The sequence below is a fragment of the Hallella sp. genome (assembly GCF_037460745.1).
Classification (GTDB): Bacteria; Bacteroidota; Bacteroidia; order Bacteroidales; family Bacteroidaceae; genus Prevotella; species Prevotella faecis.
Genome location: NZ_JAXVAE010000054.1, coordinates 1 through 21012, shown reverse-complemented (window position 1 = coordinate 21012; position 21012 = coordinate 1). Strand labels below are relative to the sequence as shown.

Annotated in this window: 14 protein-coding genes and 1 tRNA gene; 7 read left to right on the top strand and 8 right to left on the bottom strand. The window is 55.0% G+C overall.

Features of this window, described 5'->3' with window-relative positions; all coding sequences use genetic code 11:
- Positions 1-2 precede the first annotated feature (2 nt).
- The 4 genes from WKK33_RS01620 to deoD all read left to right on the top strand — a co-directional run bounded on the left by WKK33_RS01620 (position 3) and on the right by deoD (position 4266).
- Entirely contained in the window at positions 3-377 is a 375-nt protein-coding gene (locus tag WKK33_RS01620) for a hypothetical protein (RefSeq protein WP_337569701.1), read from the top strand.
- The gene (locus tag WKK33_RS01615) at positions 374-2632 is read left to right on the top strand and encodes a hypothetical protein (RefSeq protein WP_337932174.1); all 2259 of its coding nucleotides are present in this window, start codon (positions 374-376) and stop codon (positions 2630-2632) included. Before WKK33_RS01620 ends, WKK33_RS01615 begins: the two co-directional genes overlap by 4 nt.
- A 190-nt stretch (positions 2633-2822) precedes the next feature.
- Positions 2823-3233, top strand: coding sequence for a DUF5675 family protein (locus tag WKK33_RS01610; RefSeq protein ID WP_337746342.1), 411 nt, complete (start codon positions 2823-2825; stop codon positions 3231-3233).
- A 334-nt stretch (positions 3234-3567) separates the two neighbouring features.
- Positions 3568-4266, top strand: coding sequence for a purine-nucleoside phosphorylase (deoD, locus tag WKK33_RS01605; RefSeq protein WP_337570932.1), 699 nt, complete (start codon positions 3568-3570; stop codon positions 4264-4266).
- A gap of 4 nt (positions 4267-4270) precedes the next feature.
- Here deoD and WKK33_RS01600 read toward each other — a convergent pair whose 3' ends face one another.
- From WKK33_RS01600 to WKK33_RS01585, 4 genes are read right to left on the bottom strand one after another with little or no spacing between them, the layout of a single operon-like run.
- Positions 4271-5845, bottom strand: coding sequence for a bifunctional response regulator/alkaline phosphatase family protein (locus WKK33_RS01600; RefSeq protein WP_337932182.1), 1575 nt, complete (start codon positions 5843-5845; stop codon positions 4271-4273).
- Between the two features lie 24 nt (positions 5846-5869).
- Positions 5870-9430 carry a tetratricopeptide repeat protein gene (locus tag WKK33_RS01595; RefSeq protein WP_337932173.1) on the bottom strand — a complete coding sequence of 1187 codons (3561 nt, stop codon included), beginning with the start codon at positions 9428-9430 and terminating at the stop codon, positions 5870-5872.
- A gap of 51 nt (positions 9431-9481) precedes the next feature.
- Complete coding sequence (locus tag WKK33_RS01590; RefSeq protein WP_287769052.1) at positions 9482-9874, bottom strand: hypothetical protein; 393 nt, start codon at positions 9872-9874, stop codon at positions 9482-9484.
- 36 nt (positions 9875-9910) lie between these two features.
- Positions 9911-11164: a 3-phosphoshikimate 1-carboxyvinyltransferase gene (locus WKK33_RS01585; protein WP_337932172.1), complete on the bottom strand. Its 1254-nt coding sequence runs from the start codon at positions 11162-11164 to the stop codon at positions 9911-9913.
- A gap of 169 nt (positions 11165-11333) precedes the next feature.
- Between WKK33_RS01585 and WKK33_RS01580 the strand changes: the two genes are divergently transcribed.
- Together WKK33_RS01580 and WKK33_RS01575 are read left to right on the top strand one after the other, a co-directional pair.
- Positions 11334-11406 (top strand) — tRNA-Pro (locus WKK33_RS01580).
- Positions 11407-11877: 471 nt separating this feature from the next.
- Positions 11878-12903: a LacI family DNA-binding transcriptional regulator gene (locus WKK33_RS01575; RefSeq protein ID WP_337469565.1), complete on the top strand. Its 1026-nt coding sequence runs from the start codon at positions 11878-11880 to the stop codon at positions 12901-12903.
- Between the two features lie 138 nt (positions 12904-13041).
- On the opposite strand, the gene WKK33_RS01570 is transcribed toward WKK33_RS01575, so the two are convergent.
- Genes WKK33_RS01570 through lon form a run of 4 tightly spaced genes read right to left on the bottom strand, consistent with a single transcriptional unit; the run spans position 13042 to position 19800 of the window.
- The gene (locus WKK33_RS01570; protein WP_337569709.1) at positions 13042-14880 is read right to left on the bottom strand and encodes a DEAD/DEAH box helicase; all 1839 of its coding nucleotides are present in this window, start codon (positions 14878-14880) and stop codon (positions 13042-13044) included.
- A 9-nt stretch (positions 14881-14889) separates the two neighbouring features.
- Positions 14890-16164 (bottom strand): LptF/LptG family permease, encoded by a 1275-nt coding sequence (locus WKK33_RS01565; protein WP_215760765.1) that lies wholly within the window; start codon positions 16162-16164, stop codon positions 14890-14892.
- A 9-nt stretch (positions 16165-16173) separates the two neighbouring features.
- Positions 16174-17301 carry a tRNA guanosine(34) transglycosylase Tgt gene (gene tgt, locus WKK33_RS01560; protein ID WP_287769060.1) on the bottom strand — a complete coding sequence of 376 codons (1128 nt, stop codon included), beginning with the start codon at positions 17299-17301 and terminating at the stop codon, positions 16174-16176.
- A gap of 6 nt (positions 17302-17307) precedes the next feature.
- Positions 17308-19800, bottom strand: coding sequence for an endopeptidase La (gene lon / locus WKK33_RS01555; RefSeq protein ID WP_337469567.1), 2493 nt, complete (start codon positions 19798-19800; stop codon positions 17308-17310).
- A gap of 174 nt (positions 19801-19974) precedes the next feature.
- Here lon and WKK33_RS01550 point away from each other — a divergent pair, with 174 nt between their 5' ends.
- A complete protein-coding gene (locus tag WKK33_RS01550) occupies positions 19975-20667 on the top strand; it encodes a methyltransferase (RefSeq protein ID WP_215760763.1) in 693 nt (230 codons plus the stop codon).
- Positions 20668-21012: the final 345 nt, after the last annotated feature.

Below are 21012 nucleotides of genomic sequence, written 5' to 3'. Positions count from 1 at the left end.
ACATGGATAAAAACATACAAATTTCCAACTGCGACCATGTGCAGCTCGAAGGCCAGGCCTTCTACGACGAGCGCCGCTATTTCCTGTTCTCGCCCCTCGACCCCGCCCCCCACCAGGTGCCGCGCGTGAGGCGCATGGCAGGCGTGGCCCAGCAAATGACCGACGGCACCTTCGACTTCGTGGCCAAGCCGCGCCGCAAGTCGCAAGCCATGCTCATCAAGAAGCTGGCGCACGGACGCGTGAGCCGAACCAAGGACGGCGACGTGCAGCTGTGGCTCAAGGTGGGCACAGACGAGAACATCAACATCAGCCAGGCCATCGCCACGGAAGCACAGGCGGCAGCCGAGGCCATACAACAATACCAACTGCGAAAATGAGCGTACACCTTATAACCATGGAGAAGGGCCACAAGGTGGCCCGCCCCATTGTGAGCCGACAGGAATACCTGAGGCTGCGCAACACATCGGCACAACAGGCCAACCTGCGAATGGCAAGGCAAGGCAGCAGGGGAGCCAAGATGCGACTGGTGCAGATGAACTACTCGTGCCTGCCCAACGCCGACGGCACACTCAAGGGAGCGACCACGCCCTCCAACACGGTGGGCATGGACGTCGATTTCGATCCCGCATCGCCCCACTACGAACGCCTCATGGCCGAGGCGCCACAGACCATCCTGGCAAAGAAAGACGAGCTCGGACTGCTCATGCTCGAAAGGAGCGTTACGAAGGGCTACCACCTCGTGTTCAGGCGGAGGAAGGAACTCTCCAACGAGGCCAACCTGCAATGGGCCAGCGACCTCCTCGGCGTGGCCTTCGACAAGGGCGCCAAGGACCTCACGCGCGTGTTCTTCACCACAAGCGCGTCGCCCTCCGACCTCCTCTTCCTACACGACGACCTCTTCGCCATGGGCGCCTGCGAGAACGTGGAGCGCGCCGCCCACGACACAGCCTCCACAGCGACCGACAGCCCTGCGACCGACAGCCCTGCGCCCGCTGCCACGGTCCACCAGCCACAGGCGCGCACCTACAAGGGCGTGCCCTACAGCCAGATCGTTAGCCGATGGTTTGCCCTCACGGGAGGCGAGCCCACGCTCGGCGAGCGTAACGTGCGCCTCTACCAACTGGCGGCCGCCCTGCGCGCCATCTGCGACAACGACCCGCAGCTGCTCCTCGCCGTCGTGCCCTCCTACGGCCTGCCCAACGAGGAGATGCACGCCATCCTGCAGTCGGCTTGCAAGGAGCAACCCAAGGGCCTGAGCAAGACGCTCCGCGCAGCCATCGAACAGGCCAAGCGGGCCACGCTGGAGGCCGACGAGGCCGACGAAGCCGACGAGCAGTCAACCACGCAGCCCACACGCCAACGCGCGCCCGAAGCCTTCGCCATGAGCCGCCTGCCGCCTGCCCTGAGGGCGTCGCTCAAGGGCGTGCCCGAGAACATGTGGTGGCCCGTCATTGCCGCCGTCATGCCCATTGCCGCCGCCTACGCCGACGGCGTGACCGTGGAATACTGCGACGGGGCGCGGCAGAGGCTCGCGCTCATGTCGATCATCCTGGGCGACCAAGCGTCGGGGAAGAGCGTGTGCAAGAAAGCCGTGGACCTGTGGAAACGGCAGCTCGACCGGGAGGACCAGGAGGCGCGCCAACGGGAGGACGAGTGGAAGGCCAAGCGGAAAAGCCGCAAGGCCAACGAGAAGGCCCCCGACGACCCGCAGGTGCTCATACGCGTGCTGCCCGTAACGGTGAGCTGTAGCACCCTGCTCAAGAGGTTCAAAAACTCGAGGGGACACACCGAGTACTCGTTCGGAGAGGAGCTCGACACGCTGCGCAAGACCAACGGGGCGGGGTCGTGGTCGTCGAAATACGACATCTACCGACTGGCCTTCGACCATGGCGAGTGGGGACAGGACTACAACTCCGACCAGGCGGAGAGCGGCGTGGTGAACGTGGCCTACAACTGGACCATGCTGGGAACCTACGGCGCCATGAGGCAATGCTTCAAGACCGACAACATCGAGAACGGACTGTCGTCGCGCGTCATTGTGGCCGACATGCCCGACAACTCGTTTGCGCCCATGCCCCATTTCTCCCAACGCACACCCACCGACGAGCAGCTGATCGACGAGGGCGTGACGCACCTCAGGTCGGTAACGGGCTTCGTAGACACGCCACGCCTGCGAGCGGCCATGGCCCAGTGGGTGGAGAGCAAGCGCCTGGAGGCTGCCAAGGACATCGACCACGTGAAAGACACCTACCGCAAGCGAGCGGCCGTCATAGGGTTCAGGTGCGGCGTGGTGTTCCACCTGCTCTCGGGCGAGAGCGAGGAAACGGAGCACGCCGTGGCCTTTGCCCTCGAGGTGGCCGAGCGAACGCTGCAAGGGCAGATGACAACCTTCGGCGAACAGCTGGCCCTGCAATATGCCACGGTGGGAAGAAGCTGCGTGAGGCAGACGCACAACATGACGGTCTTCGACCAGTTGCCACCCGTCTTCACCAAGGACGACCTGCGGCAACTGAAGGATGGCAACTGCAGCGATGGCGCCCTAAGGGTGGTGTTGTCGCGCTGGTGCTCGCAGGGATGGCTCGAGAAGGTCGACAAGCTGCACTGGAGAAAGGTGAAGGCAGCCGACAGCTAACCGTGACGCGCATGTGTGCTGCCTTATGTTACATTGTTACATGTTACATGTTACAATAAGGTGGTTCCACATGGCGCAACCGTCAGGCTGTTGCCGCAATTTGCGAGTTGCCCACCGCCTACGGCAATGGCCTCGGGGGCTAAGAATAATGACCGATTTGGGTTTAACATTAAGAAAAATTCAACACAAAATGGAATTTACACTAAAACGCATAGCCAAGAAAGACGGCTACACCATCGGCCACCTCTATGTAAACGGAATAATGAAGGTGTGCGACACACTCGAACCCCAATGGCGCGACTTCCACCACGGCGCACAAAAGGTAGACGGCAAGAGCGCCATACCCGAAGGGCGCTACCCGCTGGTGGTGACGTGGTCGCCAAGGTTCAAGCAATGGTTGCCCCTGCTTGTGGGCGTAACCCTTTTTGAGGGCGTGCGCATACACAGCGGCAACACACCCCTCGACACGCAGGGATGCATACTGCCCGGACAGAACCGAAAGAAAGGCATGGTGCTCAACTCGCGCACAGCCATGAGAAAGATCATGGCCCTGCTCAACGCACGAGAGCCGGGCGAGCCGGCATGGATCAAGGTGGAGTGAGCAGCCTCGCCTTGGCGGCAATCATATCCTCCACAGGGAATGGTTGCCGCTTTTGCTTTCCCTCAGATGGCTCACCCCTGCCTTTCCCACACGCCACGGCGCCACGAAATGTTACAATGTTACATGTTACATGTTACAATAAGGTGGTTCCACATGTCGCGCATGCTGTTGGCAAAGCGTGGATATGGAGATATGGGGCAATGGGTTGCAGAAAGGCGATACATAAAAACAATGTAACCATAAAAAAGGGGAGAAACGCTTGGGATATATGTGTTTTTTTTAGTAATTTAGCGGAAACATACATTTAGCGTACAACATAAAAAAGAATAGAATTATGTCAACTCCTCACAATTCAGCCAATCCGGGCGACATCGCCAAGACCGTCATCATGTCGGGCGACCCTCTGCGAGCCAAGTTTATGGCAGAGCATTTTCTCGAGAATCCCAAGCAGTTCAACGGCGTGAGAAACATGCTGGGCTATACAGGAACCTATCATGGCAAACCCGTCAGCGTGATGGGGCATGGCATGGGCATTCCTTCCGTGGCCATTTACTCTTACGAGCTTTACCACTTCTACGATGTGGAGCAGATCATTCGCGTGGGCACCGCCGGATGCTTGCATAAGGGCATGGACATTGGCGATTTGGTGGTGGCCCAGGGGTCGTGCACCGACTCCAATTATCTCCAGCAGTATCATTTGCCCGGAACCTATGCGCCCATTGCCGACTATGGCCTGTTGTCGAGGGCCGTCGACGAGTGTCGCGCGATGGGAATAAGGTATGATGTGGGCAATGTGCTCTCGTCCGACATCTTCTACGACGAGAACCAAGACTGGCGCAAATGGGCGGCCATGGGTGTGCTCGCCGTTGAGATGGAGAGTGCGGCGCTTTACGCCAACGCTGCTGCTTGCGGGCGCAAGGCGCTCACCATTCTCACCATTAGCGACAGCCTTGTGGAGGCGAAGTCGGCTTCGGCTGAGGAGCGCCAGTTGGCGTTCACCAATATGATGAAAGTGGCTTTCAGCTTGGTGTAAACACTTATTTCTTCCTTGCCCGCATGGTGACGATCGGAATGAGCATCTCCTCCATGGAGATGCCACCATGCTGGAAGGTGTCTTTGTAATACGACACGTAGTAATTGTAATTGTTGGGATAAGCAAAGAACGAGTTGCCGGTGGCGAACACGTAGCTTGTGCTTACGTTGGGCGAGGGGAGCTGTGCCTGCCGCGGATCCTTGATGGTAAACACCTCCTTGGCGTTGTAGCTCAGGTTCTTCCCCAACTTGTATCTCAGGTTGGTGTTGGTGTTTCGGTCGCCAACGATCTTGATGGGCTTCGACGCCCTGATGGAACCGTGGTCGGTGGTTACGATGATGCGGTAGTTGCTTTGCGACAACCGGCGGAACAGCTCCGCCATGACAGAATGGCGAAACCACGAAAGGGTGATGCTGCGATAAGCGCTCTCGTTGTTGGCCAACTCGCGCACCATCCTCGACTCGGTTCGCGCGTGCGATAGCATGTCGATGAAATTGATGACCACCACATTGAGGTCGTTGTCCCTGAGGTTGTTGAACTGTTGCAGATATTTCTCAGCGGCGGCCGAATCGTTGATCTTATGATAGCTGAAGGTGTCGTGGCGCCTGAAGCGGTCGATCTGCGTTTGTATGAGGGGCGCCTCGTTGATGTTTTTGCCCTCCTCCTCGTCTTCGTCGACCCATAGCTCGGGAAACATCTGTTCGATCTTGTTGGGCATTAGCCCGCTGAAGATGGCGTTGCGCGCATACTGGGTGGCTGTGGGCAGGATGCTCTGGTAGATGTCCTCGTCGATGTCGAACTGGTCGCCAATCTGCTGCGCCAGGATGCGCCATTGGTCGTATCGGAAGTTGTCGATGACGATCATGAACACCTTCTCGCCAGCGTTGAGCGATGGAAACACCTTCTCCTTAAACAGGTCGGGGCTCATCAGGGGGCGTGGGTGTTGGCGGTCGCTCATCTTGTTGGGCGAAACCCAATCCATGTAGTTGTTCTTGATGAATTTGGCAAACCCGTTGTTGGCCTCCTCCTTTTGCATGGCCAGCACACCCATCATCTGGCTGTCGGTGTCGCTCAGCTCGAGTTCCCAATGCATGAGGCGTTTGTAAACATCGGCCCAATCGCTCCAGGTCTTGCAGCCTGTGATTTGCAACGACAGTTGCTGGTAAGCCTGCTGGTAGCCGCTTTGCGTCACCTCGGTAACGATTTCTTTCCGATGGATGTTTTTCTTGAGCGTCAGCAGGATTTGCGATGGGTTGACGGGCTTGATGAGATAGTCGGCAATCTTGGCGCCAATGGCTTGGTCCATGATGTTCTCCTCCTCGCTTTTGGTCACCATGACCACGGGCGTCTGCGGTTGTATCTCCTTGATGCGTTGCAAGGTGTCGAGCCCCGTCAGGCCCGGCATCATCTCATCGAGCATGATGAGGTCGAAGGTGCGTTGCTTACATTCCTCGATGGCGTCGGCGCCGTTGCTCACGGTCGATACGTCGTAGCCTTTCTTTTGCAGGAAGATGATGTGAGCTTTCAGCAGCTCAATCTCATCGTCGACCCATAATATGTAGCCGTTGTTTTGTGTCATTGCCATGATTCGTTCCTCATTCGTTTAGAAACCGTCAAGGTCGTAATACTCGTCCTCCAGGTCGAACGTGTTGTCCTTTGGGTCTTTGTTGTCGTTGGTTTTCTGTGAGTCGTCGTCTTGCTTGTTGGTGCGGTCCTTCTCTTGCTTGTTGGTGTCTTTCTTCTTATTGGAAGCGTCGTCTGCCGTTTTCTTCTTGGCAGGGCTCTTGCTGGGCGGCACCTGCGTGTCGTCGTCGAAGAAGATGTAGGCGCCATTGCTGATCGTGGGCTGCGCCTTCTGCTCCTCCTTCACCGTTGGGGTAGCGGGCTTGGTGGTGGTTTGCGCAGGCTTGCTTTGCGCAGGCTTGTTGGCCGCCTGTGCCGGCTTGTTTTGCGCCTTCTGGGTAGCTGCGGCTTGCTTTGTGGTTTCTTTTCGTTTGGCAGCTGCCTTCGGCTCCTTTGCCACAGGGCCTTGGTCGTTGGTTGTAACGGTTGTGGTTTGCACCTTGGCGTTTTTCGTGCCTGCAGGTTTTTCTTCCTCTTGCAGCGGCACGATGGTCTCATTCTGGCCCTTGCCAGCAGGAGCGTCGTTGCCTATGGGAATGATGGTTTCCTGACGGTTCGTGCCCTCGTTGTTGTCGTTGACGGGGATGGTTGTGCCCGTTTGCGCAGGCTCGTTAGACGGCTCGTCCACAGGAACGACGGTTTGCGTGGGCGTATCGACCTTCTCGTCGGGCGAGATGAAGGTTCCGTCCAGATAGTCGTCGACTTCCTTCTCCGTCTCGAGCGCTTTCTTGGGAGCGTTCGTTGTGATCTCGGCCGGCTCGGTGAGTAGGCGGGAGGTGGCTATTTTCAGTGGGGCAAAATGCTTGTTGTAATAGGCGTCGTACTCATCGTAGCTGAAGTTGGTGCCCAACAACGGCAGGTTCTCCTCGCTGATGATGACAGGACGCGATTTTCCCAAGAGGCGCAAGATGGGAGCCTGCCTAAGCACCTGGCGGGCATATTGCAGCGCCTCGTCGTAGTTGCGGAATCCCGACACACGCATGTGCTGGATGCCGTCGCCTTCGTCGGTGGCAATCTCAAAGTCTCTTACGAGATAGTTGGTGAAGTTGTAGCGAGCCAGTTCGAAGAGCAGCTTGTTTTGGTCGACGCTGTCGGGTTGGTACACAAACATGAATACGAAGTTGGTGTTTCGCTCATTGGTAAACTGGCGCGCATGGATAGAGTCGCTATCGCTCAGCACCACGCTGCGGCGGCTCCACACGTCGCCAATGTCGAACTTGCCGCCGCGCAGCTGTTTGCCTTCCTTGACGCCATTGATGATCATGCCAGCCATTTCCGACACGCTACTCTTGGGATATTTCTCGACCACCGTGCGCATGGCGTTCAAGCAACCTGTGCCATCGCCGTTGTTGAGCTTGCCCAATCCGTCGATGAAGATAAACTTGTCGCGGTTAGCCCCCAAGGGGAATCGACTCTCGGAGAGATGCGTGTTGGCGTCGACCTCGGCGTAGCGGTCGGCCTTGAAGGCCTCGTAGGTTGCCGCATAAAGCGAGTCTTCGAGATGCACACCTTCGCGCGCGTTCTGCGTAAAGAAGGGGTCGGTGAGCAGGAGGGTCCATTGGCTCTCTGGATAGCCCGCTTTCAGTTTCTCCACAAAGCCCTCAGCGGTAGCGGGTTGGCCCATGCGCGAATAGAGAAGGAAGAGGTGGTAGTAGGCCTCATCCATGTGCTCATAGGTGGTGTATTGCGAGGTGAGGCGGGTGAGCGCCTTCTCTGAGAGCGCCAACTCGTCGAGCTTGTCCTTGAAAATCACGCCACTATGGAACAGGCCGTCCATGATGATGGCGTTGCTGGCGGCCACCTGCTCCTCGGAGAAGGGTATTTGCGCCATGTAATACTCACGCTTGTGGGGGTCGTTTTGGGCGCTGTCCATCACCTGCTCCAGGGAGTCTTGGGCAGCCTCAACCCTGTCGAGCGAATCGCGTTGCGCATCGGTAAGATTGGCCAGCGAATCTACGCCCAATCCGGCAACGACGGTTGTGTTGACGCGTTGCCAGTTGTCTACATTCTCGCGCTTGCCCCATTGGCGCTGGAAGAGTTGCTTGCCTTGCTGTACCGCCATGGGGTTATAGAAGTACCACTGGCCGTTGGCCTGTTGGTTGGCGGTGTTGTTGGTGTAAGTTGTGTTTTGGTTCCTGTTGCCAATGGCGTTGTTTCGTTGTTGGGCTTGCTGGGCGTTGGCCTCCGCCGCTTTGTTCTTTTCCTCTTTCTCCTTCTTTTTCAGAGCCTCGATAACGCGGTCGATGGCTTCGTTGCGCTCCTTGGCTGGCATTTGGGCCAGTTGCTGCAAGGAGTCTTGCAGATGTACGGCTTCGGTGAAGGGCACCAGCTCATCGAGCACCTTCGAACGGTTCGACAGTTGCTTATAGTCGTCGCGCTCCTTGTCGAGCAGTCCAATGGCTTGGCCATAGCATCGCTGGGCATCGCTAAATTTCTTCTTTGTCCAATACAGATCGCCCAGCTTCAGCAGCAGCACACCTTTCTCAATGCCGTTCCGTGTGGCCTTTTCGGCACCCTTCTCATAGTTGGCAATGGCGCTTGCGGTGTCTTTCTGGGCAAGGTAAATGTTGCCGATGGCATAATAAACTTGGTCGAGATAATCCTTGTTGTTGTCGGATGCGGCCATGCGCTTGAGGCGCCTAACCATTTGCTTCGACTGGTGGGCGGCCAACACCTCTGTTTGGGCAATCTGGGCGTTGAACTCCAACTCGTAAGGCGGGTTCAGGCGAACCACCTTTCTGAAAGCCTTGTAGGCTTCGGCCTTGTTTCCCAGCGCAGCCTGCAACTGGCCCATGAGGTACCATTCGCGCGCGCGTTGCTTCTTGCGCATCTCGTGCTTGATGACGTTGCGCAGGTAGGGAATGGCCTTGGCGTAGTTGGCCGTGTGGATGTAGTAGTCGGCGTAGGTGTAGTCCCACTCCTTGCGCGCTCTCCAATGCAGGCTGTCGCGTTGCATGTTTCTTATGATATCCTCGGCGTCGTAGAGGAAATCGTTTTCTATGTAGCACTTGGCCAACCAAGCGCGTGCGCGGCCGTAGATGGCCGGTTGGGTGGCATAGAGGCGGCTCATGTAGTTGAACGTGGAGGCCGCACCATCAAAGTCGCCTTGGAAAAACTGGGAACGTCCCATGAGCATCCAAGCCTTCCACAGGAAGGGGTTGTATTCTTTGCGGTTGAGCCACTCCAAGTCTTTCTCCGTCTTGCGGCGGTTCTTGGTCCATTCGGGCTTGCGCTTAATGCTATGCAACTTTATGGCTTTTTCGGCTTTCTCGATGGCCTTGTCAAACTCGCCCTTTCCCAACTCCCTGCTGGCTTTGTTGCTAACGGTATAAAGGGGGATAATCTCCGTGAAATTATCCTTGTTGCCGGTTTCTTTGGCCAATGAACCGTCTATGTAGGCCAAAGTGCCATTGTAGTAGGTGTTGTATCGGGTGTTGAACGCCTGCCACCACCGAGATTTTGCAGTATTCTTCTCGGTGGAACATGCTGTGATGACCATCACGCCCGTGATGGCCAGCAGCAGGTGTATGTATCGTTTCATTCTCAACGTGTTGATAACGAGTGTTGCGCGCTATTTATTGCTTTCTTTCGCCTAAAAACCTTCGGCAAGGGTGGCAAACTCATCTTTTATGCCGTTTGGCATGTTGATGCCTCTCAGCACGAGGCTCCTTCCCCAGGGCTTCACCTCTTGGGGTTGCAGCGTTTCGAGCACTTCGGCAAACTGCTCGGTTTCCTCGTCGGTGTATTGGTCGGAGGGGCGGCCTTTGTATTCGTCGAGCTCCTCGTCGTCGAAATACTCTATGTCTTTCGTTGCCGCCTCCATCATACACGCTTGTTCGCAACGGGTGTCGTTGCCGTTGCACGATGAGCAGTCGCCGTGGGTTGTGATGGGTGGCTCTTCGTTGGTGCCTTTTCGTTGGGCAAACCAAGTGAACAGGGCCGTGAGCAAGCCTAATGCAACAAGGCCGATGATAAGATATGGCATGCAGGTGCTATATAATAAGGTGACGTGGGGGGTTGCTTAGATTGTTATCTCTTCGATTGTGAAGCCAGCCGACTTGAGGTCGTCCCAGAATGTGGGGTACGACTTGGAGACCACCTCGGGGTTGTTGATGGCCAATCCGGGGAATTTGATGGCGAGTGGCGCGAAGGCCATGGCCATGCGATGATCCTCGTAGGTGTCGATAGGTTCCATGCTGGGCTCGCATTTTGTTCCGTCCCAAATGAGCTCGCTGTCGTTGGCGCTACGAACGATGTAGCCCACCTTGCGCAGTTCGCGCTTCAAGGCTTCTATGCGGTCGGTTTCCTTGATCTTCAAGCTCGTCAATCCTTTGAAGTGGAACGGTATGTCAAGGGCGCAACACGTTACCACGACCGTTTGCGCCAGGTCGGGACAGTTATTGAAGTCGAAGTCGATTTTTCTCACCGATCCCATTCGTGGGGTGATGGTGACGAGGGTGGGCTTTCCTTCCTCGTGGTCGCTAAACTGCGTCTTTACGCCCAGGAGCGAGTAGATGTGCTTTACGCACGAGTCGCCTTGCTTCGAGGCGTCCATGAGTCCGCCAAGCCTCACCTTGGCCATGTCGCGCTCATAAAGAGCCACCATCTCATACCAATAGCTGGCTGCGCTCCAATCGTTCTCTATGAGGAACCGACGTTGGCAGTAGGGTTGCGGCTTTACCACAATGGTGTCGCCCGACGCCCAATCGGCGTTCGCGCCAAATTCGCGCATGAGCCAAAGAGTCAAGTCGATGTAAGGCCTTGAGATGATGTTGCCCGAGAGTTGCAGCTCCAAGCCGTTCTTAAGCACCGGACCGATGAGCAGCAAGGCGGATACGTATTGGGAACTTACGTCGCCAGGGATGCAGACCTGTCCGCCCCAAAGCGTCTTGCCGTTGATGTGGAGTGGGGGAAAGCCTTCTTCCTCCACATAGCGAATGTCGGCGCCCAAGGTGCGCATGGCATCTACCAAAACGCCGATGGGGCGGTGCTTCATGCGCTCTGTGCCTGTTAGGACGTGCTCGCCTTCCCTCACCGACAGGTAAGCGGTAAGAAAGCGCATGGCTGTGCCTGCCGCCTTGATGTTGATGGTGTGGGGCATGGTTTCCAAGGCCTGCACCACCACATCCGTGTCGTCGCAAACGGATAGGTTGTCGGGCATCATGTTGCCTCCCGAGAGGGCGTGTATGATTAACGCTCTGTTGCTGATGCTTTTTGAGGCGGGCAACTTAATGGAAGCCGACAGTTGGCTTGGGGCTGATATTTTGATTCTCATAGATTATCTCCTTATTTATATGTTGTATTGACAAAGTTAGCCATTTTATCTTGATTTTCAAAAGATTTTATGACAGAATAGGAGAAGATAACACTTTTTTTGCAAAAAGTTGCCGAAATATTTGGAGGTTCCAACAAAAGTGCGTACCTTTGCAATCGCAAATAAGGAACGGGATTTAGCGCAGTTGGTAGCGCACACGTCTGGGGGGCGCGAGGTCGCTGGTTCGAGTCCAGTAATCCCGACCGATAAAAAGGGAAGTTGAGCAATCAGCCTCCCTTTTTATATTTCTATAACGCTACTCTTAAGCATGTTGGATGCTCCGCCATAGGCATCGGGTTCCTATTTCCACATCTGATCTTTCACCTTGCCCTTTCTTCGATACAACATTCGCCCTTTGCGGGGTAAACTCATGTGCTTTCCGGTTGTTTTCCCTCTCCACTTCGCAATTTCTCTATATTTTTATTGTATCTTTGCATAAGATAGGCTGCACTCGGCCATTAGAGAACAAGTTCTCATGGCGCTCGATTTGCACTATCTTTGCATAAGATAGGCTGCATCTCAGCATAATATTCAAGCAAGCTTGATATTCTGCGTTCGATTTGCACTATCTTTGGATAAGATAGGCTGCACTCGGCCATTAGAGAACAAGTTCTCATGGCGCTCGTTTGCACTATCATTGCATGACAAACCTAATAAGTTAGAAGGTTCCTTTTATGAAACAACGTCGAACATCTCTTAAGGACTTAGCCGCTGAGCTTCATGTCAGCATAGCAACCGTCTCGCGAGCTCTTCATGGTAGCCATGAGGTGGGTGAGGAAATGCGTAAAAAGGTGCAAGAACTGGCCAAGCAACGCAATTATCATCCTAACCCCTTTGCGCAAAGTCTTCGTAAGGAGGGGCCTCATATCATAGGAGTGGTTGTTCCCAATCTCGTTACCCACTACTTTGCTTCGGTGCTCGACGGCATAGAGGACTATGCCCAGCAGCATGGTTTCCTGGTTTTCTCGGCCAACAGTCATGAGAGTTGCCTGCGCGAAGTGCGTGCCATAGAGAGTTTCCTTACGATGCATGTGGATGGCGTCATCTCCTGTTTGGCTCAAGACACCATCGACTATTCGCATTATGAGGAGATGGAACGCTTAGACGTGCCTCTTGTTTTCTTCACGCGCACCTGTCTTCCCGACCGTTTCTCCCAAGTGGTTTCTAATGGCGATGTGGCCGCTTATGAGGCTACCAAGCATTTGTTGGACACGGGCTCGCGACGTGTGGCGTTTTTGGGAGGTCCCAACCATATAGATATGGTGAAGCGTCGTAAGCATGGATATTTGGAAGCGTTGCGCGAGGCTGGGGTTCCCATCGACCGCGACTTGGTGGTGTGTGGGAAGATAGAGTTTGCCGAAACACGCGACAAGACCCTCCAAATGCTTCAGTCGGCCAATCCGCCCGACGCCATCTTGGCGCTCAACGACATTGTGACTTATGCTGCGTTCGATGCCATCAAGAGTTTGAACCTTCACATTCCTCAGGATGTGGCCATCATTGGTTTTACAGAAGACGATAATGCGGCTTTCGTCACACCATCGTTGTCGGCCGTTATGGACCAGGCTCACGTTCAGGGCGCTACAGCCTGCGAACTGCTGCTTCGTCGTATACAGGGCGACCGTAAGGTTTATAAGAAAGTCATCCCCATGATCTTCAAAATTAGGAAGAGTAGCGACAAGCAGGCCTGTGAGGATTAGGCGACGAAACGATTATCCAAGACAAGCTGAAACGATTATCCAACAAAGCTGAAACGATTATCCCCCCAAAAAATAGAAACAAAAAAAGGATGCATTGGAAGGTGCATCCTTTTTTGTGTAATGTGTGTTGTGCGATGGTTATTTCTTGCCAATGCTCTTAATCCACTTTAAGGGGCGCTTGATGAGCTTCTTCAAGCCACTCTCGTGCTCCTCAGGGGCCTTGAAATCGTCGGGAAGGCCGTTGTAGCGTGTGGTTCTTCCTACGGTTGGTGCCTCCGCCTCCTGCTGTTGGCGACGGCGTCTGGGCTTTTGGGAGCGTTGCTTGTTGTTGTTTTTCTGCTCGCCCTCGTTACGCTTAGCCGACTTGTTGTTGTCGTTGCGTTTCTCGGGTGCAGCCTGCTGCTCGCCCTGCGGCTTGGCTTGCTTGTTGTTGCCTCTCCTTCTCCTGTTCTGCTTCTTCTCGGGTGCGCCTTCCTCGTTGCGGTTGGTGGGAGCGTCGCCCTCGTTGCGTCTCTTCGAAGCGCCGTTCTCGTTTCGCTTCTCGGTCTCAGCCTGCTCGCCTTGTGGCTTTTGCTGACGGCGGTTGTTGCGCCTTTTGTTGGCGTTGTTCTTTTCTGCGCCAGCCTTCTCGCCTTGCTGTTTACCGCTTCCGTTCTCGGCCTGCTGGTCGCCCATGGGTTGTTGCTCTCCCTTGGCTTGCTTCTCGCTTTTGGGCTGTCTGTCTTCGCGTGTGTTGCGTCGGTTGCGCTGTTTGTTGGCTTTGTGTGAGGTGGCGTCGCGGTCCTTGCGTCGGTTGCTCTTGGCTGAGGCCTTGCGCTTCGACGTTACGTACTCGGGTCCCTCGCCACAGCCCTCGGGCAGCGGGTTCTTGGTAATTTCCTTATCCAGGAATTTCTCCACTTGGCTGAAGGCGTACATGTCGTCCTCGTTGACAAACGTGATGGCTCGTCCGTCGCGGTCGGCGCGTGCCGTACGGCCAATGCGGTGCACATAGTCCTCGCAGTCGTGCGGCACGTCGTAGTTGATGACCATGGCGATGTCGTCGATGTCGATGCCTCGCGCGAGGATGTCGGTTGCCACAAGCACGTCGATCTGTCCGCTCTTGAACTTGAACATCATGTCGTCGCGCTGGGCCTGGTCGAGGTCTGAGTGCATCTCTCCGCTATTGATGTGGAGGCGTGTCAGGGCTTGGTTGATGCGCTTCACCTTTTGCTTCGATCCCGAGAAGATGATGACGCGCTTCAGGTCGCCAGCCTTGAAGATATCCTTGATGATGTCGAGTTTCTGCGTCTCGTAGCAGATGTATGCGCTTTGCTGGATCTTCTCCGCGGGCTTGCTCACGGCGAGCTTGATCTCCACGGGGTTTTTCAGCAAGCTTTGGGCCATCTTCTCTATGTCCTTGGGCATGGTGGCCGAGAACATGATGGTCTGGCAGTTTTGTGGGAGGTAGGAGGCAATCTTCATGATGTCTTCCGAGAAGCCCATGTCGAGCATGCGGTCGGCCTCGTCGAGGATGAAGAAGCTCACCTTCGACAAGTCGACGTTGCCGAGCGAGAGGTGCGAGATGAGACGTCCGGGCGTGGCTATGATGACGTCGGCTCCCAGGCGCATGCTCTTTAGCTCTTGGTCGTATCGGTTTCCGTCGTTTCCGCCATACACGGCCACGCTCGACACGTTGGGCACATAGTAGGCGAAGCCCTGCATGGCTTGGTCGATTTGTTGGGCCAGCTCGCGTGTGGGCGACATGATGAGGCAGTTGATGGCCTCCTTGGGATAGCCGCCGTCGTCGAGCATAGAGAGAACGGGCAGCAGGTAGGCAGCCGTCTTTCCGGTACCGGTCTGGGCCACTCCAAGCACATCGTTTCCTTTTAATATCTCTGGAATACAATTTTCCTGTACAGGTGTACATTCGTCGAAACGCATGTCGTAGAGTGCGTCGAGAATGTCGTCGTTTAAGTCTAAATCTGTAAATTTCATGTTTTCTAATTAGTTTGGCGCCTTGAAGTAGCAGAACCATGCCACTATGGCAAAAATAATGTTTGGCATCCATGCTGCCAGGATGGGCGGGAATCCCGCGTTGATGGCAAATGTAGCCGATACGGTTTGGAGCATGATGTAGGCAAAGCTCAGTCCGAGTCCTATGCCGAGGTACATGCCCATTCCTCCTTTTCGCTTTCTCGATGAGAGCGACGCTCCGATGATGGTAAGGATGAAGGATGCGAACGAGGATGCGATGCGTTTGTGGTACTCCACCTGATACTGCACCACGTTGCTCGAGCCTCGGTCGATTTGCTTCGAGATGTAGTCGTGCAACTCGGGCGACGTGAAGGTTTCCTGCTGTCCCTTCGAGTAAACGAGGTCGGTGGGCTCCATCATGATGAGCGAGTCTTTCTCGTCTCCGCTCGTGATGTGCTCGCGCAATCCTTTCAGTTGCCGCACCTTCCAGTTGCGCAGCTTCCAATGGTACTTTGAGTCGGAGATGGTGTCGTATTGCACCTCCATGGCCGTTAGGTGCGACACGAGTTTCTTGTTCTCAAACTTGTCCAAGCAGAAGCCGTAGCCCTTCTTCAAGTTGTTGTCGTAGTGCTGGATGTAGGCAATAACCCCTTGTGCCACTTGTAGTTGCACGTTTTCGGCCGATGTATTCTTCTTTTTGTTCTTATACATCGTCTCGAAGTTCTGGCGTATCACCGTTCCGTGTGGGATGACGTATGCCGACAGATAATACGACAGTCCCGAGATGAGCACACACGATATCATGTAAGGCCTGAGCAGACGCTTGAACGAGATGCCTGTGGCCAGCATGGCGATGATTTCCGAGTTGCCCGCCAACTTTGATGTGAAGTAGATGACGGCGATGAACACGAACAGGGCCGAGAAGAGATTGGCGAAGTAGGGTACGAAGTTGGCGTAATAGTCGAACACGATGGCGTGCAACGGAGCGTGATACTGCGTAAACTTGGCCAGGTTCTCATTGACGTCGAACACGATGGAGATGGAAATGATCAGTAGGATGGAGAAGACATAGGTTCCTATAAACTTCTTGATGATGTACCAATCAATGCGCTTGATGTATCTGAACGGGTTGAGCCGTTTCATGAAGCTCAACCTCCTTCCCATCCATTTCAACACCGTTTGCAGCACCAGGGTGTGTGCGGCAATCCATGCGACGAGCCTGTGGAGCCATGCTGGATGCTGGCTTGCCCACCGTCTTGCCTTGTACACCCTTCGGTGCTTTCTAATCTTGCTGTAGCTTTTCATGCTTTTTGTTTAGATGCGTCTTCCCAGTTGGTCTACGACGCTTGCCTTCCATGTTGTAAAGTCGCCTTGGATGATGTGCTGTCGCGCGTCGGTCACGAGGCGCAGGTAGAATGCGAGGTTGTGTATCGACGCGATCTGCATGGCGAGCAGCTCACCGGCTTTGAACAGGTGGTGCAGGTAGGCCTTGGTGTAGATCTGGTCGGTGTGGCACCCGTCGGGGTCGATGGGCGAGAAGTCGGTTTCCCACTTCTTGTTTCGCATGTTCATCGTTCCGTTGTAGGTGAAGAGCATGGCGTTTCGTCCGTTTCGTGTGGGCATAACGCAATCGAACATGTCTACACCTCTTTCTATGGCTTCCAGGATGTTCTGTGGTGTTCCCACGCCCATAAGGTATCGTGGCTTGTCCTTGGGCAGTATTTCGTTTACCACCTCAATCATCTCATACATCACCTCTGTGGGCTCTCCCACGGCCAGTCCGCCGATGGCGTTTCCGTCGGCCCCCTTGTCGGCCACAAACTTGGCCGCCTCGCGTCGCAGGTCCTTGTAGGTGCATCCCTGCACAATGGGGAACAAGGTCTGCTCGTAGCCGTAGAGCGGCTCCGTCTCGTTGAACCGCTTGATGCATCGGTCGAGCCATCGCTGGGTCATGGCCAGGCTCTTCTTGGCGTACTCGTAGTCGCTCTTTCCCGGCGGACACTCGTCGAGCGCCATCATGATGTCGGCACCTATGACGCGTTCCGTGTCCATCACGTTCTCGGGTGTGAAGAAATGCTTGGATCCATCGATGTGCGACCGGAACTCACATCCCTCCTCTCTCAGTTTTCGGATGCCTGTGAGCGAGAACACTTGGAAACCGCCCGAGTCGGTGAGGATGGGGCGCTCCCAACCGTTGAAGCCATGCAGTCCGCCAGCGGCGCGTAGCACGTCGAGCCCGGGTCGCAGGTAGAGGTGGTAGGTGTTGCCCAGTATGATTTGGGCCTTCACCTGTTCGCGCAGCTCGTCGAAGTGTACGCCCTTCACCGATCCGCACGTGCCTACGGGCATGAAGATAGGTGTCTTGATTTGTCCGTGGGCCGTGGTTATCAGTCCGGCTCGTGCGTCGGATGCGTTGTCGGTATGTTGTAGTTCAAACTTCATCATAAATCAATTTTGGTTTGATGTTGAGTTAAATGGGAGGAATCCTATTCGCTCGTCGTTCTTGCGCACAAACTCCAGGGGTTTGTCGACCAGTTCGTCGGTGAGCGCAATCTTCCACACCTCCAGGATGTTCTCCACATAGTGGAACGTCAGTCCGTTGCGGTAGTTCTCTGGGATTTCGTCGATGTCCTTGCGGTTTTCCTTGCACAGCACGATGTCGGTCATTCCGGCTCTCTTGGCTGCCAGTATTTTCTCTTTGATGCCTCCCACGGGCAGCACCTTTCCCCGCAGCGTTATCTCTCCCGTCATGGCCGTGTTCTTTCTCACCTTACGTTGCGTGATGGCCGATGCGATGGATGTGGCGATTGTTATTCCCGCCGATGGTCCGTCCTTGGGCGTGGCTCCCTCCGGCACGTGGATGTGTATGTCCCAGTTGTCGAAGATGCGGTAGTCGATGCCGAGCTGGTCCACATGCGCCTTCACATATTGCAGGGCGATCATGGCCGATTCTTTCATCACCTCGCCGAGGTTTCCCGTGAGGGTCAGTCGGCTTCCATGCCCCTTGTTCATGCTGGTTTCGATAAAGAGGATCTCGCCTCCGGCGCTGGTCCACGCCAGTCCGGTCACCACGCCAGCGTCTTCGTTTCCTTGATAGGCGTCGCGGTAGAAGGGCGGTTTGCCGAGCAGGCTCTCCACCTGTGCTGGCTGCACCTTTTCGAAAGGCAGCTGTCCGTCGCTGGCATACATGAGCGCCATTTTGCGCAGGGCCTTGTTGATTTGCTTCTCCAACTGTCTGACGCCGCTCTCGCGGGTGTATTGTTCGATGATTTTCTCCAATGTGGCCTTGGTGAACGAAGGTTTTGTTTCGAGTTTTCCGAAGCCCGTGTTCTCCAATTCGCGCGGCACGAGGTGTCGCTTGCTAATTTCCACTTTCTCCTCGGTGACATATCCGGGCACCTCTATGATCTCCATGCGGTCGAGCAGGGGTGCTGGCAGGGTGCTGAGGTCGTTGGCGGTGGCTATGAAGAGCACCTTCGACAGGTCGTAGTCCACATCGAGGAAATTGTCGTGGAAGGCGTTGTTCTGCTCAGGGTCGAGCACCTCGAGCAGGGCCGACGAGGGGTCTCCGTTGATGGCGTTCTGCGTCACCTTGTCGATCTCGTCGAGGATAAACACGGGGTTCGACGATCCCGCCTTTTGTATGCTCTTGATGATGCGTCCGGGCATGGCTCCCACGTAGGTGCGTCGGTGTCCGCGAATCTCGCTCTCGTCGTGCAGGCCTCCGAGCGACACGCGCACATACTTGCGCTTCATGGCCGCCGCGATGCTCTTGCCCAGCGATGTCTTACCCACTCCCGGAGGACCGTAGAGGCAGAGGATGGGCGACTTGAGGTCGCCTCTGAGTTGCAGCACGGCCAGATACTCCAGTATGCGCTCCTTCACCTTCTCCATGCCATAGTGGTCGTGGTCGAGCACGCGCTTGGCGCGCTTGATGTCGAGGTTGTCCTCGGTATATTCGTTCCAGGGCAGGGCCACCATCTGCTGCAGGTAGTTGACCTGCACGCTGTATTCGGGGCTTTGCGGGTTGAACATGTCGAGCTTGTCGAGCTCCTTGGCGAAGGTCTTGGCAATCTCCTCGGGCCATTTCTTGTTTTTCGACTTTTCGAGCAGTTCTTTCTTCTCGGGCGATTTCTCGTCGCCTCCCAGTTCCTCCTTGATGTTCTTCATCTGCTGATGCAGGAAGTACTCGCGTTGCTGCTCGTCGAGGTCCTCGTGGGTCTTCTTGCGAATCTGGTTTTTTAGTTCCTGCAACTGTATGTCGCGGTTTTCGAGCTTCAGCAGTCCGATGGCGCGTTCCTCCATGTCGTCGGTCATGAGCAGCTCCATCTTTTCCTTCGGGTCAAAGGGCAGGCTGGTGCAGAGGAAGTTGATGAGCATCATCTCGTTGGAGATGTTCTTCAGCGTCATCAGCGTCTCGTTGGGTATGTCGTCGTTGCTCTTGATGAGGTGTGTGGTGGTGGTTCTCACGTCCTCCACGATGGCCCTCAGCTCCTCGCCGAGCACGTCGGGCACGACGTCGGAAACGGGTGTGGCCGTGCCCTTTAGGTAGGGGCGTGTGGCTGTGATGCTCTCAAGCCTGCAACGCCCGTGGGCTTGGAAGATGGCCGTGATGTTCTCGCTGCCAGGCATGTCGATAACGCGCACCAAGTGGGCGTAGACGCCCATGGGGTAGAGGTCTTTCTGCTTGGGTGCGTCGACCTCTGCGTCTTTTTGTGAGAAGATGGCGCAAATGGGGTCTTCCGATTTCGATAACTTGCGTATGAGACTGACGCTCGCCTTCCTTCCGATGAAAATGGGCACGAGCACTCCGGGGAACACCACCATGTTGCGCGTGGCGAGCACGGGCAGTTCCTCCGGGGCGTTCGACTCTAAGAGGGTGCTGATGTCGCCTTCATAGTCGGCGAACATCTGTATAGACGTATTTTGATTTTTATCCATTTGCTTACTCTATAAAAATGCTTTTTTCTTTCTACGTTACATTTAGCGTGCAAAGTTACTAATTTTTGGGCACATTATAGAAGGTGTGTTGCTAAAATATCGTGTCAACTGCCGAGCGAGCACAATAAATATGTAGAAAATACGTTAAAACATGAAAAAGTAAGGTTTACAACTATGCCGAAAGATGTTTTTTCGTTCCGTCAGTTTGATGTTCGCCAAGACCGTTGTGCCATGAAGGTGGGCACCGATGGCGTGTTGCTGGGCGCATGGGCTGAGGGTGGTCGCCGCATCCTCGACATTGGCGCCGGCACGGGTGTCGTTGCGCTCATGATGGCCCAGCGGTTTCCCGATAGTGTTGTGGAGGGTGTGGAGGCCGACGGGCAGGCCGCCTGCCAGGCTGCCGAGAACGCCCACGCTTTCGCCCAGGTGGCCATCCATCATGTGAGGTTGCAAGAGTGGGAGCCCGGCGAGCCTTACGATTGCATGGTAAGCAATCCTCCGTTTTTTATTGACAGTTTGAAGACTCCCAATTCGCAACGTACGCTGGCGCGTCATGATGTCGACCTGTCGTTTGCCGACATCCTTGCGTTTGCCAAACGCCACTTGACGCACGAGGGGGTGCTGAGCGTTGTTCTTCCTACAGAAGTGGTTGAGCGGTTTACTGAAACGGCTTATTTGTCAGGGTTTAGAATGTGCCGACAGGCTATGATCAAGACCACCGATCGCAAGCCTTTTAAGCGCCAGTTGCTCGCTTTCTCGAAAGACACCTCCCGTCGCTTTGAGCGCACGGAACATTGTTTGATGGCTGCCGATGGCCAGCGCAGCGAATGGTACCATGACCTAACCAAAGCATTTTACGTTTTCTAATGTTGGATGTTGGATGGTTCTGCGGGTTGCATAGGCCTCCATTGGCTTTGCCGCTTTTACAACGAATGTCTTTTTCCTTTTAGCCTCAGACGGCGCAACAACGAATTTCCCTCTAAGTTTGCAGAAGAATGCGACGCAGTCGCATAAATGTTAAATAAGAAAACTAACTCGCTCTAAATTGGACTTTGATTGAAAATCAAGAATTTGGGCGTTTACCTATATTATACAGGTAACAATATGGAAACGAGCGGACTTCTGCCCGTTTCTGTATTTTGCAATATACAAAGAACGCCTTAATTCGGGGACAAAGATACGATAATTTTCTAAATATCCAATGAATTACGA

Coding starts and splice junctions, on each gene's coding strand:
- WKK33_RS01565 (WP_215760765.1), bottom strand. CDS start 16,164: ATGAAAAGCTACAGCAAGATTAGAAAGCACCGAAGGGTGTACAAGGCA.
- WKK33_RS01615 (WP_337932174.1), top strand. CDS start 374: ATGAGCGTACACCTTATAACCATGGAGAAGGGCCACAAGGTGGCCCGC.
- tgt (WP_287769060.1), bottom strand. CDS start 17,301: ATGAAGTTTGAACTACAACATACCGACAACGCATCCGACGCACGAGCC.
- WKK33_RS01600 (WP_337932182.1), bottom strand. CDS start 5,845: ATGACACAAAACAACGGCTACATATTATGGGTCGACGATGAGATTGAG.
- WKK33_RS01585 (WP_337932172.1), bottom strand. CDS start 11,164: ATGAGAATCAAAATATCAGCCCCAAGCCAACTGTCGGCTTCCATTAAG.
- WKK33_RS01590 (WP_287769052.1), bottom strand. CDS start 9,874: ATGCCATATCTTATCATCGGCCTTGTTGCATTAGGCTTGCTCACGGCC.
- WKK33_RS01550 (WP_215760763.1), top strand. CDS start 19,975: ATGCCGAAAGATGTTTTTTCGTTCCGTCAGTTTGATGTTCGCCAAGAC.
- WKK33_RS01595 (WP_337932173.1), bottom strand. CDS start 9,430: ATGAAACGATACATACACCTGCTGCTGGCCATCACGGGCGTGATGGTC.
- WKK33_RS01610 (WP_337746342.1), top strand. CDS start 2,823: ATGGAATTTACACTAAAACGCATAGCCAAGAAAGACGGCTACACCATC.
- WKK33_RS01575 (WP_337469565.1), top strand. CDS start 11,878: ATGAAACAACGTCGAACATCTCTTAAGGACTTAGCCGCTGAGCTTCAT.
- deoD (WP_337570932.1), top strand. CDS start 3,568: ATGTCAACTCCTCACAATTCAGCCAATCCGGGCGACATCGCCAAGACC.
- lon (WP_337469567.1), bottom strand. CDS start 19,800: ATGGATAAAAATCAAAATACGTCTATACAGATGTTCGCCGACTATGAA.
- WKK33_RS01570 (WP_337569709.1), bottom strand. CDS start 14,880: ATGAAATTTACAGATTTAGACTTAAACGACGACATTCTCGACGCACTC.
- WKK33_RS01620 (WP_337569701.1), top strand. CDS start 3: ATGGATAAAAACATACAAATTTCCAACTGCGACCATGTGCAGCTCGAA.